Raw genomic sequence first — 15,363 nt, 5'->3', positions numbered from 1 at the left:
CCTCCACCCCGGCTGAACCGATCCGGCTCTCCGGAGAGATCCGCGGCCGCTCCGGACGTGATCGCGAGCAGCTCCTCGCCGTACTTGCCCGCCTTGGCGGCGCCGATTCCTTTCACGCTCATCAGCTCGTCCATCGACGACGGCCGCGCCGCCGCCAGCTCGCGCAGCGTCGCGTCGAAGAAGAGCATGAACGGCGGCACGCCCTCGCGGGCAGCGGCTGCCCGGCGCCAGTCGCGCAGCGCCTCGAACAGCGGCGAGGACTCGCCTCCGCCGCTCTGGGCGGCCTTGCGTACCGTCGTGATCTTGCGGCGCACGACCGTCTTGCTGCCCTCGAGCACCGGCAGCGCCTCCGCCGTCAGCGACACCGTCGGATACTGGCCCTCGCTCATGCGGAGGTAGCCTTCGGCGACGAGCCAGTAGAGCCAGTCGGAGACTTCCTTCTCCGGCCATTCCCTCATGAGGCCGTAGGTGGACAGCCGGTCCAGCCCGAACTGGATGATCTTCTTGTCGCGGGAGCCCTTCAGCACCTTCGCCGCCATCGCGACGCCGAAGCGCCCTTTCATGCGGCCGACGCAGCTGAGCGCCTTTTGAGCCTCGGAGGTCATGTCGAGCCGCTCGCTCTTGTCGAGGCAGTTGGCGCATTTGCCGCAAGGCTGCACGCCCTTCTCGCCGAAATAGTCGACGATGAACTGCTGCAGGCAGCGTTCCGTACGGGCATAGTTCATCATGGAATACAGCTTGGACAGCTGCACGCTCTTGCGTCCGTCGTCGCCCGCTCCCTGCTCGATGAGGAAGCGCTGGATCTGCACATCCTGCGGCTCGAACAAGAGGAGGCATTCGCTCTCCTCGCCGTCGCGTCCGGCACGTCCCGCCTCCTGGTAGTAGGATTCCAGATCGCCGGGCATCTGCCAGTGCAGGACGAAGCGGACGTTCGGCTTGTCGATGCCCATGCCGAAGGCATTGGTGGCGACCATGACGCGCGTCTCGTCGAAGCGGAATTTCTCCTGCGCATCGGCGCGCTCCTCGTCGCCAAGGCCGCCATGGTATTTGCCGGCGGGTATGCCTTGGCGCAGCAGCTCCGCGTGGACAGCCTCCGTCTCCTTGCGCGTCGCGGCATAGATGATGCCCGACTGATCCGGGCGCTCCTGCAGGAAGCGGGTCAGGAACCGTTTCTTGTCGGCGCCGCTGACGACCGACAGCGACAGGTTCTCCCTGGCGAAGCCGTTGATGAAGATGCTCGGATCGCGCAGGGCGAGCATGTTCGCGATATCGCGCGAGACTTCCGGCGTCGCCGTCGCCGTGAAGGCGGCGACGAGCGGGCGGTCCTCCATCCGCGTGATCCAGCCGGCCAGCTGCCGGTAGCTCGGGCGGAAATCATGCCCCCACTGGGACACGCAGTGAGCCTCGTCGATCGCGATGAGCGGAATGCGCATCCGCTCCGACAGCTCCCCGAACATGGGAGCGTCGAGCCGCTCCGGAGCCACGTACAGCAGCTTGTATTCGCCGTTCAAGGCGGCCCTCAGCACCTCGCGGTATTCGGCAGCGCCGAGAGAGCTGTTGAGGAAGGCGGCCGGAACGCCGACCCTGCGCAAGGCGTCGACCTGATCCTTCATCAGGGAGATGAGCGGCGAGACGACGATGGTCGTGCCGGCAAGCAGCATCGCCGGAATCTGATAACAGACCGACTTGCCGCCGCCGGTAGGCAGAATCGCCAGCGTATCGCTGCCTCCCGTAATAGCCGCGATGATATCCTCCTGCCCCTGCCGGAATGAATCGTAGCCGTAGACGCGTTTCAGCAAATCGCGCGCTTCCTCCAGCATAATCATCGATGAACCCCCTTCTTGCGCCGTCCCCGACGGCGCGGCATTCCTTTTATCCTTCAAGCTGCCCTCCGGCATTGCCGGCGGCGAGCATCGCATGTTCATGGCTGCGGTACAATCCGGACATGACGGCCGCATGCAGCGCGGCTCCGGCGGCGCTTTCCTCTGTCATCGCCGCCGTCCGGAGCGGCAAGCCGGTCCTTGCGGCGAGCAGACGCCGCATGGCCGGATTGCGCCGGATTCCGTTGCCCGTGCCCGCGATGCGTGCGATACCCGCGCGCAGCCCGGCAGGCAGCGGAGCGAGCATGTCCAGCAGCTCGTCGACCGTTCCCTGCAGAAATCCGGCGATCAAGCCCGGCACCGTGAAGCCGTCCTCGCGGATGCCGGTGATGCTGCCGGAAGCCTCCGGCTCGCTCCGGCTTCCGAGCCATGACGGCGAGACGGTCAGCTCCGGCTTGATGCCTTCCCGCTCCAGCCGGTCCAGCTCGGCTTCGGCAGCTTCATTCATGCGGCTGTACAGCCGCTCCGGCGCCGCGCCTCCAGCCAGCTCCGCCGCTTCCCGCAGGAAGCGCTCCAGCAGCTCATAGCTCTTGCCTCCCGCGAGAGCCGCGCCTGTCAAAAGCCAGCCTCCGCCCGGCATCGGCCTCGATTCCAGCCCTTCCGCCAAAACCCGCTCCCCGCTGTAGAGCGCGATCTGGGCGCCCGTGCCGATCGTAACGAGCAGCGTTCCCTTCCTGATGCCGGCGCCGCCGATGAAGCCAGCCTGGCTGTCGCCGATGGCCGCATAGACCGGAATGCCGTCATTCGTCCGGCCGACAGCCGCTTCCTCCGCGGCCGCTGCGACCCGCGGAAACAGGTCCGGCTCCATGCCCGCTTCGACGATGACGTCCTCGTCGAAGCGCCCGGTCTCCGGCTCGAACAAGCCGATCGCAGCTGCCTGAGTGGCGTCCATGACCGGCTCGCAGGCTCCGCACAGCCTCATCGCCGCATAATCGCCGATCGTGCACAGCGAGGCCGCTCCATCCGGGACCAGGCCATTTTCCCTATTATAGCTGTGGGTTGCCGATCCATAACCGCTGTAGACGCTGCTTCCCGACAGCCGGGACAGCAAGGAGGCATGGGACTCTCCTGCCGCTTCTTCCCCCGCCCGAGCTCTTCCTCCTCGCGCGTCCTGCCATGTATACAATGGACTGACGGCTCTTCCATTTCGTCTGCATAGAGGATGCCGTGCATCTGCGAGGAAATCCCGATTCCGGCGAGCCTGCCGCGCCAAGGCCGGCACTGCTCCAGCAGCGCTGCCGCATCGCTGACGATCCGCTCCGGATCCTGAAGCTTTTCCCACGGATGCTCCGCCGGAAGCCATGCCCGGTTCGGCGCGGCCGCAGTGTGTACGGCGAGCCCGGATGACGCATCCCAGACCGTCACGGCGAGCGAGGTCGTGCCGATGTCTATGCCGGCCGTATGCGTGCGCAAGCCGGCTTCTGCCTCTATGTGCCCAGCAGCTGTATCCATAAAGACCTCCCGGCCGTCCAGCCTAGTTGATTCTATCGGTGAAGTCTATTATAGCATGGACCGGCCGCATGACGCTCTTCCGGCGGACCGGCCGGCCCCGGAATTCCCCGGAATCGACAAACAGGCGGACCACGCGGTTCTTCGCCGCGCGATCAACGCCTGATGTCCCTCGGGAACGACCCGAACCGCTCCATTGCTCCTCTTCTCATGAATGGCGAGCAGGAGCCTAGCCGTCCTTCCCGAATGCCGCGGCTTCCGCCAGCGCCATCTATTCCTCTTCGTCGACAGCCGCATTCATGACCGCCTGCGGCTCCTCCAGCCTTGACTTCAGCTCGTGGAGCTCCCGGTACAGCAGCTGCAGCTCGGCTTCCTTGGCCTTGATGAGCACCGTCACCCTGTCCATCGCTTCCAGCAGGCTTTGCCTGACTTCGCCCGCTTCCGGCGAGTAGGATACGCCAAAGGTTGCTTCGACCCATTTGTCGGCCGCTTCCCTGCCTTCGCGGCGATAGATTTCGGCGTAGACGTCGAACATGGCCGCGACCGTCTTGCGGCAGTTCCAGCCGAGGATGACGATGCTGTCGGTCGCCTTGCTCACCGCCTGCATCAGCTGGAAGTCGTTCAGCCGGCCTCGCCGGGCCTCCACTCGTTCGACCTCGGCGGCGAAGGTCGGAAATGCCGAGCGGAAAAGCTCCGCGGATGTCAAATATTCTTCATGTGTAATCAAGGACTCCTCTTCCATCTTCAGCCTCCTTCAGCCGGTTCTCGCGTGTTCTATATGCTTCGGAGGATCGATACCCGTTTAAGACCTTACCTGAAATCGGATCCTCTTAAAAATTCTCTCCTTCTCACAAAAGAAAATATCCCGGAACCCGAAGGCCCCAGGATATTGTTCCGGATCGACCCGCGACGAGTCCCGCTTACGCGTTCGTGCCGGCTACAACCTTCACAACGTTGCGCACGGACTCGGCGGATTTGTCGAGCGCCGCTTTTTCTTCGGCCGTCAGCTCAAGCTCGAATACTTTCTCGATGCCGTCGCCGCCGAGAATGGCAGGCACGCCGAGGAAGAGGCCGTCGTAGCCGTATTCCCCTTCCAGCAGGGCGATGACCGGCAGAATGCGTTTTTTGTCCTTCAGGATCGCTTCGGTCATTTGCACGAGCGATGCCGCCGGAGCGTAGTAGGCGCTGCCGTTGCCGAGCAGGCCTACGATTTCGCCGCCGCCGACGCGGGTGCGCTGCACGATCGCCTCGATGCGGTCGGCCGGGATCAGCTTCTCGATCGGGATGCCGCCGACGTTGGAGTAGCGGACGAGCGGAACCATGTCGTCGCCGTGTCCGCCGAGCACGAAGCCGCGCACGTCTTCGACGGAAACGTTGAGCTCTTGCGCGATGAACGTGCAGTAGCGGGCCGTATCGAGCACGCCGGATTGGCCGATGACGCGGTTTTTCGGGAAGCCGAGCGTCTCGAAGGCGGCATAGGTCATCGCGTCTACCGGGTTGGAGAGGATGATGACATAAGCGTTCGGGCTCGACACCTTGATGTTCTCGCATACGGAACGGACGATGCCGGCGTTCGTATTCACGAGATCGTCGCGGCTCATGCCCGGCTTGCGGGCGATGCCGGCCGTGATGATGACGATGTCGGAATCCTTCGTATCGTCATAGTTGGACGTGCCGATGATGTTGGCATCGAAGCCTTGAACCGGGGAAGCCTGGAGCATGTCGAGCGACTTGCCCTTCGTCGGGTTCTCGAGCTGCGGAATGTCGACGAGAACGACGTCGCCCAGCTCTTTTTGAGCCAGCATGAGAGCCGTCGTCGCTCCGGTGAAGCCTGCGCCTACAACCGTGATCTTATTGCGCTTAATTGCCATGTGAATAACCTCCATCGGATTGGAATGTCGAACCTATGACGCCAAAGGCGGCCTCGCTGCAGCCATCCTCGCCGCTTGCAGATCAACGCTTGCCGCCGGCCGAATGCCGTTGTCGAGAATGCGCCGGAAGAGTGGAAAAGCCCGCCTAAGCGGGCTTTGGTAAGTTACATGTTGGCGATGACTTGATCGGCGAACTCGGAGCATTTGACTTCTTTGGCGCCTTCCATGAGGCGGGCGAAGTCATACGTAACCGTTTTGTTGTTGATCGAAGTTTCCATGCCTTTGTAGATGAGGTCGGCCGCTTCCTGCCAGCCGAGGTGCTCCAGCATCATGACGCCGGACAGGATGACGGAACCAGGGTTCACGACGTCTTTGTCGGCATACTTAGGAGCCGTGCCGTGCGTAGCTTCGAAGATGGCGTGGCCCGTCAGGTAGTTGATGTTGGCGCCTGGAGCGATGCCGATGCCGCCGACTTGGGCAGCGAGGGCGTCGGAGAGGTAGTCGCCGTTCAGGTTCAGCGTCGCGATGACGTCGAAGTCGGTCGGACGGGTCAGAACTTGTTGGAGGGCGATGTCGGCGATGGCATCCTTCACGAGGATTTTGCCGGCTGCGAGAGCTTCTTCCTGAGCTTTGTTGGCCGCATCCGTGCCTTGCTCTTCCTTGATGCGGTCGTATTGATCCCAAGTGAACACTTTGTCGCCGAACTCGGCTTCAGCCACTTCGTAGCCCCAGTTTTTGAAGGCTCCCTCGGTGAACTTCATGATGTTGCCTTTGTGCACCAGCGTAACGGATTTGCGGCCATGCTCGATCGCGTATTCGATCGCAGCGCGCACAAGCCGCTTGGAGCCTTCAGCCGATACCGGCTTGATGCCGATGCCGGAAGTTTCCGGGAAGCGGATCTTGTTGACGCCCATCTCGTTCTGCAGGAAGGACAGCACTTTTTTCACAGCGTCCGTTCCTTCTTGGTACTCGATGCCGGCATAGATGTCTTCCGTGTTCTCGCGGAAGATGACCATGTTCACGAGCTCGGGACGCTTCACCGGGGAAGGCACGCCGTCGAAGTAGCGCACAGGGCGCAGGCAGACGTACAGGTCGAGCTCTTGGCGGAGAGCGACGTTCAGGGAGCGGATGCCGCCGCCGATCGGAGTCGTCAGAGGACCTTTGATCGCGACGATGTATTCGCGGATCGCGGTCAGCGTATCGGCCGGCAGCCATTCGCCGTATTGGTTGAACGCTTTTTCTCCGGCGAATACTTCGTACCAGGCGATTTTTTTCTCGCCGTTGTAGGCCTTCTCTACAGCTGCGTCAAGGACGCGCTTGGAAGCGCGCCAGATGTCGCGGCCGGTGCCGTCGCCTTCGATGAAAGGCACGATCGGATTGCTGGGAACCTGCAGTTTTCCGTCTTGAATCGTAATTTGCTCGCCTTCGGTCGGGAGCGCGAATTTTTCGAGTTGCGGCATGAGTGGGTATTCCTCCTCTGATATGATTGCGGCCGTGCGATGATGCCCGTCCAGATGCGGCTCGTCCAAAAAGGAACAAGCCGGGATGAATGAAGCCTGCCCCGGCAGCGTGCCGGGGCATGAGCTTATGGATTAGCGTTGTTCAATCGGGATGAACTTCGCGTTCGATGGACCGGTGTATTCCGCGCGAGGGCGGATCAGCCGGTTATTATCATACTGCTCGAGAATATGCGCCGTCCAGCCGGACAGGCGGCTGATCGCGAAGATCGGAGTGAACAGATCGCGCTGAATGCCGAGGGTCGTATAGACGGAAGCGGAATAGAAGTCCACGTTCGGCTTCAGGCCCTTTTGTCCCGTTACGATGTCTTCGATGTGCACGGACATGTTGTACAGGTCCATGTTGCCCTTCAGCTTGCCGAGCTCCTGCGACATTTTCTGAAGATGCTTGGCGCGCGGGTCGCCGTTTTTGTAGACGCGATGGCCGAAGCCCATGATCTTCTCTTTGTTGGCGAGCTTCTCGTTGATGACGGATTCCACGTTGTCCGGGGATCCGATCTCCTCGAGCATGACCATGACGGCTTCGTTGGCGCCTCCGTGGAGAGGTCCCTTCAGCGCGCCGATGGCGGACACGACGCCGGAGTAGATGTCGGACAGCGTAGCGACCGTGACGCGGGCTGCGAATGTCGACGCATTGAGCTCATGGTCCGCATGGAGAACGAGAGCCTGGTCAAGCGCCTTGACGGCGACTTCGTCCGGCTCGTCGCCGGAGAGCATGTAGAGGAAGTTGGCGGCAACGGACAGGCCGGCCTTCGGAGCGACGGGCTCCTTGCCTTCCCGGATGCGCGCAAACGCTGCGATGACGGTCGGAAGCTGGGCCTGAAGGCGGATCGCCTTGTCTACGTTGGCTTCCTTGGACATATCCTGGGCGGCAGGATCGTACAGCGCCAGCGAAGAAACGGCGGTTCGGAGAGCAGCCATGGAGTTCGTGTCCTTCGGATACAGCTTGATGCCTTCCACGACTTCGGAAGGAATCGCGGCATATTGATCCAGCTTGGATTTAAGCTGCTCCAGCTCGGATGCGGTCGGAAGCTTGCCGTACCAAAGCAGGTAGGCCACTTCTTCGAAGGTTGCGTTCTCAGCGAGATCGTCGATGTCGATGCCGCGGTAAGTCAGCACGCCGTCGATGATGGAGCTGATGGACGAGGTTGTGGCTACGATGCCTTCAAGTCCTTTGGTAGCTGTCATAGTTATCTCTCCTTTGGCTTCGGCCTGGGTAGCAGGGCGAATAGTAGTATGCGGACATGGGATTACAGATGCAGGACGGAAGTCCGCATCTTGGCAGCGCCTTCATGCTGCGCCTCGGCAGTGTGATAAGAGGCTGGAAGAGATCCACGAAAAACCGAATGAATCAGTCGTCCCTATTATCATAACGAATTTTGCGTCCGAATCCAACTTGTTGCGACATAAAATTGCTTTATCGGTATCATAGAATTATCTTGTTGCTGAACAATTTCCTTTCCTGCCGCCTCTTTGCCGCTGCGATTGGAAAGGCCTGCCGCCGAAATGGTACACTGGACTGACTATGCCGCCGCCGGGTCCGACCGGCGGCTTCAAGGAGGAGAAGTCATGAACGAGCAGAGAACCGGCATCATCGACATCGGCTCCAATTCCATCCGACTCGTTGTCTACGAGCAGACGGCTTCGGGAGCGCATCGCGTCATCGACGGCAGCAAGCGGCCGGCGAGGCTCAGCTCGAGAATTACCGCGGACGGAACAATCGATGAAGCCACGACGCGGGAGCTGGTCGAGATTCTCGGCCATTTCCGCCTGATCTGCGCCCACCACCGGACGGGAACGATCCGCGCGGTAGCGACAGCCGCCCTCCGCAATGCGGCCAACGGGGAAGAGGTCATCGCCGTGCTGAACGCCGAAACCGGCCTGCATGTCGAGCTGCTTCCAGGTGAACAGGAAGCCTCCTGCGGCTTTCTCGGCATGGTCAACACGATGGATATCCAGGACGGCTTCCTTATCGACATCGGGGGCGGCAGCACGGAAATATCCCTGTTCCGCGACCGCACGCTCGTCCAGAGCGTCTCCTTCCCGTTCGGCTGCGTCAGCCTCTCCCGCCGCTTCCTCAAGGGAGGCATGCTGGACGACGAAGGGCTGAAGGCGCTGGAGGCCGAGGTGTCCGAAGCCGCCCGCAAGGAGCCTTGGCTGACTTGGTCTCCCGGCCTCCCGATGGTCGGCGTCGGCGGGACAATCCGCTCCCTGGCGAAAATCCATCAAGCGGTACGGAAATATCCTTTCCCGCAAACCCACAACTATTCCATGCCGTCCGAAGATGCGGAACGCCTCTTCGCCACGCTGCGGGACATGCCGATGGACAAGCGGCGCAAATTCCCCGGGTTGTCCAAGGATAGGGTCGATCTCATCCTGCCGGGGCTGGCGGTCCTGCTGCTGTTCCGCAGGCTGACGGGAGCAACCGAGTACAGGGTGTGCGCGGCAGGGCTGCGCGACGGGCTGTTCTTCGCCTCCCAGTTCCCCGATCGGCCGCGGCTCGACGACGTGCTCGGCTACAGCGTAAGCAATACTTACGCCCTCTATCCCGAAGCTCCGCTCGCTCATGTCAATCAGGTCAACCGGCTGTCGCTGGAGCTGCTGGACAGCCTCAAGGACACGCAGGCGGCGTCAAGCCTGCAGTCGCTCGGGGGGCGGGCTGCGGTCGTGCTCGACGCGGCTTCCATCCTGTACCGGATCGGAGCCTCGATCGACCATGCGGCCTATCCGAAGCATACGTTCTACCTGCTCACCAACTGCAGCCTGAACGGAATGACGCACCGCGAAAATGTCCTGACCGCCGCCGTCGCCTCCTTCCACAGCCGCAGCCGCCTGAAGTCCCAGCTGGAGCCCTTCGCGTCCCTCCTTGAGGACAGCGATGCCGAAGCGGCCGCGCTGCTCGGCTCGCTCCTCCAGCTGGCGGCCACGCTCGACCGGAGCGAGACGCAGCCGGTCAGCCGCCTCGACATCTCCATCAAGGGATCTTCCTTGCAGCTGCAGGCGATCCGCCCCTCCGGCTCGCTTGCGCTGGAAAGTCAGGAAATCGAGGACGGCGGACGGGAGTTCGCCAAAATATGGGGCCTGACGCCCACTCTGTCCATCCGCTGACCGGTTTTTGCGGATCTTCTATCGAGCGGATGAACAGGCTGCGCCCCTTCTCTTGCGCAAAGCCGGGTCCACTCCATAACCGATACAGCCGTCCCGCTTCGATCCGGGACGGCTGTTTCTTTTGGGGATGAAGGAAGCGGGACTAGGAATGGATCAAGCCGGCATCGTCCGTGCCCGGCTGCTTCCAGGAAGAGATCTTCTCCGCGACGAACTGGCTCCGCAGAGGAGGCCGGTCCGCATCGGGCACTTTCTCGTAGCTCCCCGACGGCTTCAGCTCGCGAAGCTTGACATTGTCGCTCAGAATGAGCTCCAGCATCGCAACCAGGCTCTCCCTCAGACTGGCGTCGAATACCGGGCACATCAGCTCGATCCGGCGCGTCAGGTTGCGCGTCATCCAGTCGGCGCTGGACAGGTACACCTCCTCCGCCCCGCCGTTGCGGACATAGAGCAGCCGCGAATGCTCCAGATGCCTGTCGACCAGGCTGAAGACGCGGATATTCTCGCTCAGCCCCTCCACGCTCGGCCGCAAGCAGCAGACGCCGCGAATGATGAGGTCGATCTTGACGCCGGCCTGGGAAGCCTCGTACAGCTTGTCGATCATTTCCTGATTGGACAAGGAATTCATCTTGGCCGCGATATAACCGCCGCGCCCTGCCAAGGCATGCTCCTTCTCCCGGTCGATCAGGCGGAACAGCTTATCCATCAGATCGGTCGGCGCGACGGCGAATGCCTGCCACTCGTATGGGGAGGAATACCCTGTCATCTCGTTGAACAGCGCCGAGGCATCGGCGCCGATGACAGGATGGCAGGTGAACAGGCCGACGTCGGTATACGCCTTGGCCGTGCTGTCGTTGTAGTTGCCCGTCCCGACATGGACGTAACGGCGCAGCATTCCCTCTTCCCGTCGCACGACGAGCAGAATCTTGGCATGCGTCTTGAGCCCGACGAGGCCATAGACGACATGGCAGCCCGCTTTCTCCAGCTGACGGGCCCAAGCGATATTGCGCTCCTCGTCGAACCTGGCCTTCAGCTCGACGACGACGGTCACCTGCTTGCCGGATTCGGCCGCCGCCGCGAGCGCCCGCACGATTTCGGACTGGCCGCTGACGCGGTACAGGGTCATTTTGACGGCAAGCACGTTCGGGTCCTCCGCTGCCTGCTGCACGAAGTCGGCAATCGGCTCGAACGATTCGTACGGATGATGGAGCAGCACGTCGCGGCGCCGGATGGCGTCGAACAGGCTGTCGTCCTCCTCGAGCTCCGGCGGATAGATCGGCTCCAGCCTCGGGAAGCGCAGGCTGTCCCTGCCCTGCAGCGCGGAGGAAAACTTCATGAGGAACCCAAGATCAAGCGGACCTCCGATCTCCAGGATATGATCCTCGATCTCGAGCTCCTCCTTGAGCAGCTCCAGCGCATACGGATGGAAGCCCTCCTCCACCTCCAGACGAACCGGCATGCCCCAGCGGCGGCGGCGCAGCTCCTTCTCGATCTCTTCCAGCAGATCCTCCGCGCCTTCCTCGTTGAGCGTCAAGTCGGCGTTGCGGATCAGGCGGAACGAGTGGACGGCAAACGGTATGTATCCGTTGAACAGCGTATGGATATGGGCTTGAATCAGGTCTTCCAGCAGCACGTATTCCATCTTCTTGCTGTTGCCCCTCGACGGTATCGGCACGAAGCGCGGCAATATCGACGGCACCTGAACGATCGCGAAATAAGGATCGGCCTCGCTGTCCCCGCTGTCGTCCTTGAGCAGGACAGCCAAATACAGCTCGCGGGTGTGCAGCAGCGGGAAAGGCCGGCTCTGGTCGACCGCCATCGGCGTCAGGACGGGGAAGACGATCGTCCGGAAATATTCGTCCATGGCCGCTTCCTGGGCGGCGCTCAGATCCCCCATTTCCTTGAACCCGATTCCTTCGCGGGACAGTCCCCGCATCACTTCCCGGTAAGTCCGGTACTGCTCGGCCACCATCTGTCCGGTGCGCTTGATCAGTCTTTTCCACAGTCCCTGCGGGGTGTAGCCGGTAAAATCGACCTTGGCGTACCCGGCCTTGAGCTGGTCCTGGATGCCGGCCATCCTCACGCTCGTGAATTCATCCAGATTGCTCGATACGATCGCGAGAAACTTCGCTCTTTCGAGGAGAGGCGTCGAGGCGTCCTGGGCTTCGCCCAAAACCCTCCGGTTGAATTCGATCCAGCTGAGGTCCCGGTTCACATAGGGGGACAATGCTTTTGTCATGGGTCAGAAGCCTCCTTGCTCGTTGTCCCTATTATGCGGCGCAACTGTTTCTTCTATATTAAGATGCTGTAAAAGGACGGTAAATGCTCATCTTTTTGCATGCGCGTCCCCGGCTCAGCGGCCGATGATGAAAAATTTCCCTCCCCCGCCTCCGCGGAACAGCCGCTCCAGTAGCCGATACAGCCTGGCCCGGTAAAAGCCTCTCGTGAACGGCAGCAGCATCGTCAACCCGACGATGTCCCCGATAAAGCCCGGCAGCACAAGGAGCAAGCCGCCTCCAAGGATGCACAGCCCGTCGAGCAGCGCATGGCCCGGCGGCTCTCCCCTGCCCATCCGCAGCCTCATTTCCTCCCACGCCTTGCGACCGCGGGTGCGGGCGAGAACGCCTCCGAGCACCGCCGTTCCGGCCATCAGCAGCACCACGCCGGCGCCTCCGATCCAGCGGGACACGAGCATGATGACGATGACCTCCGCCACGATATAAGCCGCAATCCCGAGCATGAACTTCTGCATGAATCCCCATTGCCTGGCCTTGTTCATCGATTCGCCCCTTTCCGGGCCGGTTCGCCCGCATGCTGCTTCAGAAAAGCGTACAACTCGGGCAGCCGCCTATCCAGCCTCGCAGGCTTGAAATCCCTGCCGACCCATACATGGCGCGTCCCTCCGGACACCAGCAGCTCGCCGGGCAGTCCTGCTCCGGCTGCATCCGCCTCGCCCGGAGGATATGCGACGGGAAGCTGATCGCCCGGCTCGATCGGCAGACGGCGGATCTGCGTCCGGAAAGCCATTCTCATCGGCGTGTAGCTCTCCACCCGGGTACAGATCAGAAGACAGTCGTCATAACGGGCCGGGGAATGAAAGGCGCAGTCGATGTCCACGACCGGCAGCAGCAGCCCTTCATCCTCGATGCGGCGGTACGGATACCCGGCGGAGCGGATCAGCTCGGTACGGCCGATCTCGAACCAGACCATATAGTTCGTATGGAAGACGATGCCCATGGCATCCGTTTCCTTGTATCTCACCCGAATCGGATGAAGATGCCAAGCTTCAGCTTTCATGCTCTTGCCATCCTTTCTGTACCCGCTTGCCGGCATGGTCTGCAAAAAAGAAAAAGCCGTGCAAAACGCGCCGCCCCTGCCGGTCCCTCGCGGGTCGGAAGGGCGCGGATGCGGCCTGCACAGCTCTATCTGGTCGTCCCGAGCGGCCGGACCTCTCGGATGACGGACCGCTTTAGAGGACTTGGGATTGTCCGGTGTAAATAACGCCCATTTCTCCGTACACGGTCACTTCCATGCCGTCCTGGAACAGCTCGAAGGCGTCTTCGATGCCGATGACGGCCGGAATGCCGAGATTGAGGCCGACGACAGCCGCATGGCTCGTGATGCCGCCTGTAACCGTCAGGATCGCCGCCGCTTTCTCGATGGCGGGCATGAAGTCCTTGTCGGTGGATACGGTGACGAGGATGGAGCCCGGCTTCGTTTTGGCGATGGCTTCCTCCGGCGTGCGGGCGAGCACGATTTTGCCGGTTGCCGTCTGGCTGCCGATGCCTTGGCCTTTGGCCACAAGCTCGCCGATATGGTGAACCTTGATCAGGTTCGTCGTTCCGGCGCGTCCGACCGGAACGCCGGCCGTAATGACGATCGTGTCGCCGAGGCTCACAAGGCCGGTGTTGAGCGCGCCTTCAACGGCGATGTTGAACATTTCGTCCGTCGTGTCGGCGTTCGCTCCTTTGGCCGGGATGACGCCCCAGGTCAGAGCCAGGCGGCGCATGATGCGCTCATCCGTCGTAACCGCGATGATCGGAGCCTTAGGACGGTATTTGGATACCATGCGTGCCGTATACCCGCTCTCCGTGGAGGAAACGATCGCTTTGGCCTGCAGATCCAGGGCGGAGTTGGCGACAGCCTGGCTGATCGCTTCCGTGACGGACGTCTGCTGCGCGCTCGCCTGCTTGACCAGGATCTCGCGGTAGTCCAGCGCGGATTCCGCGCGCTCGGCGATGCGGGACATCGTCAGGACGGATTCCATCGGATATTTGCCTGCTGCGGTCTCGCCGGAGAGCATGATCGCATCCGTGCCGTCGAAGATGGCGTTCGCCACGTCGCTCGCCTCGGCGCGCGTCGGGCGCGGATTGCGCTGCATGGAATCCAGCATCTGCGTCGCCGTGATGACCGGCTTGCCGGCCAGGTTGGCCTTCTGGATCATGTTCTTCTGGACGAGAGGCACTTCCTCGGCCGGAATCTCCACGCCGAGGTCGCCGCGCGCGACCATGAGGCCGTCGGACACTTCGAGAATCTCGTCGAGGTTGTCTACGCCCTGCTGGTTCTCGATCTTGGAGATGATCTGGATATGGCTCGCATTGTGGCGCTCCAGCAGCTCGCGGATCTCAAGCACGTCGGAAGCCTTGCGCACGAAGGAGGCGGCGATGAAATCGACGCCCTGCTCGATGCCGAACACGATGTCGTTCGCGTCCTTCTCGGTGATGCCCGGCAGGGAGATATGCACGCCCGGCACGTTGACGCCTTTCTTGCTCTTGATCTGGCCGCTGTTGACGATGCGGCAGTTGATCTCCGTGCCCTGGATGTCGGCGACGGTGAGGCCGATGAGGCCGTCGTCGATGAGCACCGTGGAGCCGACTTTCAGGTCGGCAGGGAGATTCTTATAGGTAACCGGAATCCGGTGGCGGTCTCCGAGAATTTCCTCTGTCGTCAGCACGATGTAGTCGTCCTGGATAAGCTCGATCGGCTCTTCCTTCAGCTTGCCCAAGCGGATCTCGGGACCCTTGGTGTCGAGCAGGATCGCGACCGTCTTGCCGAGCTCCGAGGATGCCTGGCGGATGTTGGTGATGCGCGCTCCATGCTCCTCGAAATCTCCGTGGGAGAAGTTCAGGCGGGCGACGTTCATGCCGGCAAGAATCAGTTTCTTGGTATTTTCCAGAGACTCGCTGGATGGGCCGATGGTGCAGACGATTTTTGTTTTGCGCATGGGTATGAATTCCTCCATCAATATAGCTTGCTTGTGAACACTATCAATCATTCTACCACAATCGGCAAAAATATAGACATCGCTTTTGGAGCTTGTCCCGGCCTGCGGGAACCAGGCTCCGGCCAAGATGGCCTATGCATGTGGACATGGCTCCGGGCGCTGCCAAGGCGGCAGCGCCCGTCATTGCCTGGCAGGTTCTCTTAATGGACCCGCGCGGATTCGGCTGCGGAGGGAGATGCCTCTCCGGCCTCCGGCGCGCCCGCTTCAACCGGAGCGGCTCCGGTCTCGACCGCCGCCTCGCCGCTCAAGCGCTCCTG

General features: G+C 61.8%; 11 protein-coding genes. 1 reads left to right on the top strand and 10 read right to left on the bottom strand.

What is annotated here, in order from left to right:
• From recQ to citZ, 6 genes are all read right to left on the bottom strand, one after another.
• The coding region (gene recQ / locus BN871_RS20615; RefSeq protein ID WP_048748591.1) for a DNA helicase RecQ at positions 1 to 1,820 on the bottom strand (1,820 nt) is incomplete at its 3' end.
• A gap of 52 nt (positions 1,821 to 1,872) precedes the next feature.
• Positions 1,873 to 3,006: an FGGY-family carbohydrate kinase gene (locus BN871_RS20610; RefSeq protein ID WP_232313229.1), complete on the bottom strand. Its 1,134-nt coding sequence runs from the start codon at positions 3,004 to 3,006 to the stop codon at positions 1,873 to 1,875.
• Positions 3,007 to 3,600: 594 nt separating this feature from the next.
• Positions 3,601 to 4,071, bottom strand: coding sequence for a hypothetical protein (locus tag BN871_RS20600; protein ID WP_021880349.1), 471 nt, complete (start codon positions 4,069 to 4,071; stop codon positions 3,601 to 3,603).
• Positions 4,072 to 4,249: 178 nt separating this feature from the next.
• Positions 4,250 to 5,200, bottom strand: coding sequence for a malate dehydrogenase (gene mdh / locus BN871_RS20595; protein ID WP_048748587.1), 951 nt, complete (start codon positions 5,198 to 5,200; stop codon positions 4,250 to 4,252).
• Between the two features lie 164 nt (positions 5,201 to 5,364).
• A complete protein-coding gene (gene icd, locus BN871_RS20590; protein ID WP_048748586.1) occupies positions 5,365 to 6,660 on the bottom strand; it encodes an NADP-dependent isocitrate dehydrogenase in 1,296 nt (431 codons plus the stop codon).
• 132 nt (positions 6,661 to 6,792) lie between these two features.
• Positions 6,793 to 7,905, bottom strand: coding sequence for a citrate synthase (gene citZ / locus BN871_RS20585; protein WP_048748585.1), 1,113 nt, complete (start codon positions 7,903 to 7,905; stop codon positions 6,793 to 6,795).
• Positions 7,906 to 8,286: 381 nt separating this feature from the next.
• Here citZ and BN871_RS20580 point away from each other — a divergent pair, with 381 nt between their 5' ends.
• A complete protein-coding gene (locus BN871_RS20580) occupies positions 8,287 to 9,825 on the top strand; it encodes a Ppx/GppA phosphatase family protein (RefSeq protein ID WP_048748584.1) in 1,539 nt (512 codons plus the stop codon).
• 142 nt (positions 9,826 to 9,967) lie between these two features.
• Here BN871_RS20580 and ppk1 read toward each other — a convergent pair whose 3' ends face one another.
• The 4 genes from ppk1 to pyk all read right to left on the bottom strand — a co-directional run bounded on the left by ppk1 (position 9,968) and on the right by pyk (position 15,046).
• Positions 9,968 to 12,061, bottom strand: coding sequence for a polyphosphate kinase 1 (gene ppk1 / locus BN871_RS20575; protein WP_021880354.1), 2,094 nt, complete (start codon positions 12,059 to 12,061; stop codon positions 9,968 to 9,970).
• A 114-nt stretch (positions 12,062 to 12,175) separates the two neighbouring features.
• Complete coding sequence (locus BN871_RS20570; protein ID WP_021880355.1) at positions 12,176 to 12,601, bottom strand: FxsA family protein; 426 nt, start codon at positions 12,599 to 12,601, stop codon at positions 12,176 to 12,178.
• Positions 12,598 to 13,119, bottom strand: coding sequence for a thioesterase family protein (locus tag BN871_RS20565; RefSeq protein ID WP_048748583.1), 522 nt, complete (start codon positions 13,117 to 13,119; stop codon positions 12,598 to 12,600). Before BN871_RS20565 ends, BN871_RS20570 begins: the two co-directional genes overlap by 4 nt.
• Before the next feature lie 172 nt (positions 13,120 to 13,291).
• Entirely contained in the window at positions 13,292 to 15,046 is a 1,755-nt protein-coding gene (gene pyk / locus BN871_RS20560) for a pyruvate kinase (RefSeq protein WP_048748582.1), read from the bottom strand.
• Positions 15,047 to 15,363: the final 317 nt, after the last annotated feature.

The organism is Paenibacillus sp. P22, from assembly GCF_000469945.2.
Taxonomy (GTDB): domain Bacteria; phylum Bacillota; class Bacilli; order Paenibacillales; family Paenibacillaceae; genus Paenibacillus_O; species Paenibacillus_O humicus.
The sequence above is the reverse complement of the archived record's forward strand: the minus strand, read 5'-3'. Positions and strand labels throughout refer to the sequence as shown.

What these genes read in the sequence shown, in the direction of transcription:
- pyk (WP_048748582.1), bottom strand. Translation starts at nt 15,046, where the DNA reads ATGCGCAAAACAAAAATCGTCTGCACCATCGGCCCATCCAGCGAGTCT.
- icd (WP_048748586.1), bottom strand. Translation starts at nt 6,660, where the DNA reads ATGCCGCAACTCGAAAAATTCGCGCTCCCGACCGAAGGCGAGCAAATT.
- BN871_RS20565 (WP_048748583.1), bottom strand. Translation starts at nt 13,119, where the DNA reads ATGAAAGCTGAAGCTTGGCATCTTCATCCGATTCGGGTGAGATACAAG.
- mdh (WP_048748587.1), bottom strand. Translation starts at nt 5,200, where the DNA reads ATGGCAATTAAGCGCAATAAGATCACGGTTGTAGGCGCAGGCTTCACC.
- BN871_RS20600 (WP_021880349.1), bottom strand. Translation starts at nt 4,071, where the DNA reads ATGGAAGAGGAGTCCTTGATTACACATGAAGAATATTTGACATCCGCG.
- BN871_RS20580 (WP_048748584.1), top strand. Translation starts at nt 8,287, where the DNA reads ATGAACGAGCAGAGAACCGGCATCATCGACATCGGCTCCAATTCCATC.
- ppk1 (WP_021880354.1), bottom strand. Translation starts at nt 12,061, where the DNA reads ATGACAAAAGCATTGTCCCCCTATGTGAACCGGGACCTCAGCTGGATC.
- citZ (WP_048748585.1), bottom strand. Translation starts at nt 7,905, where the DNA reads ATGACAGCTACCAAAGGACTTGAAGGCATCGTAGCCACAACCTCGTCC.
- BN871_RS20570 (WP_021880355.1), bottom strand. Translation starts at nt 12,601, where the DNA reads ATGAACAAGGCCAGGCAATGGGGATTCATGCAGAAGTTCATGCTCGGG.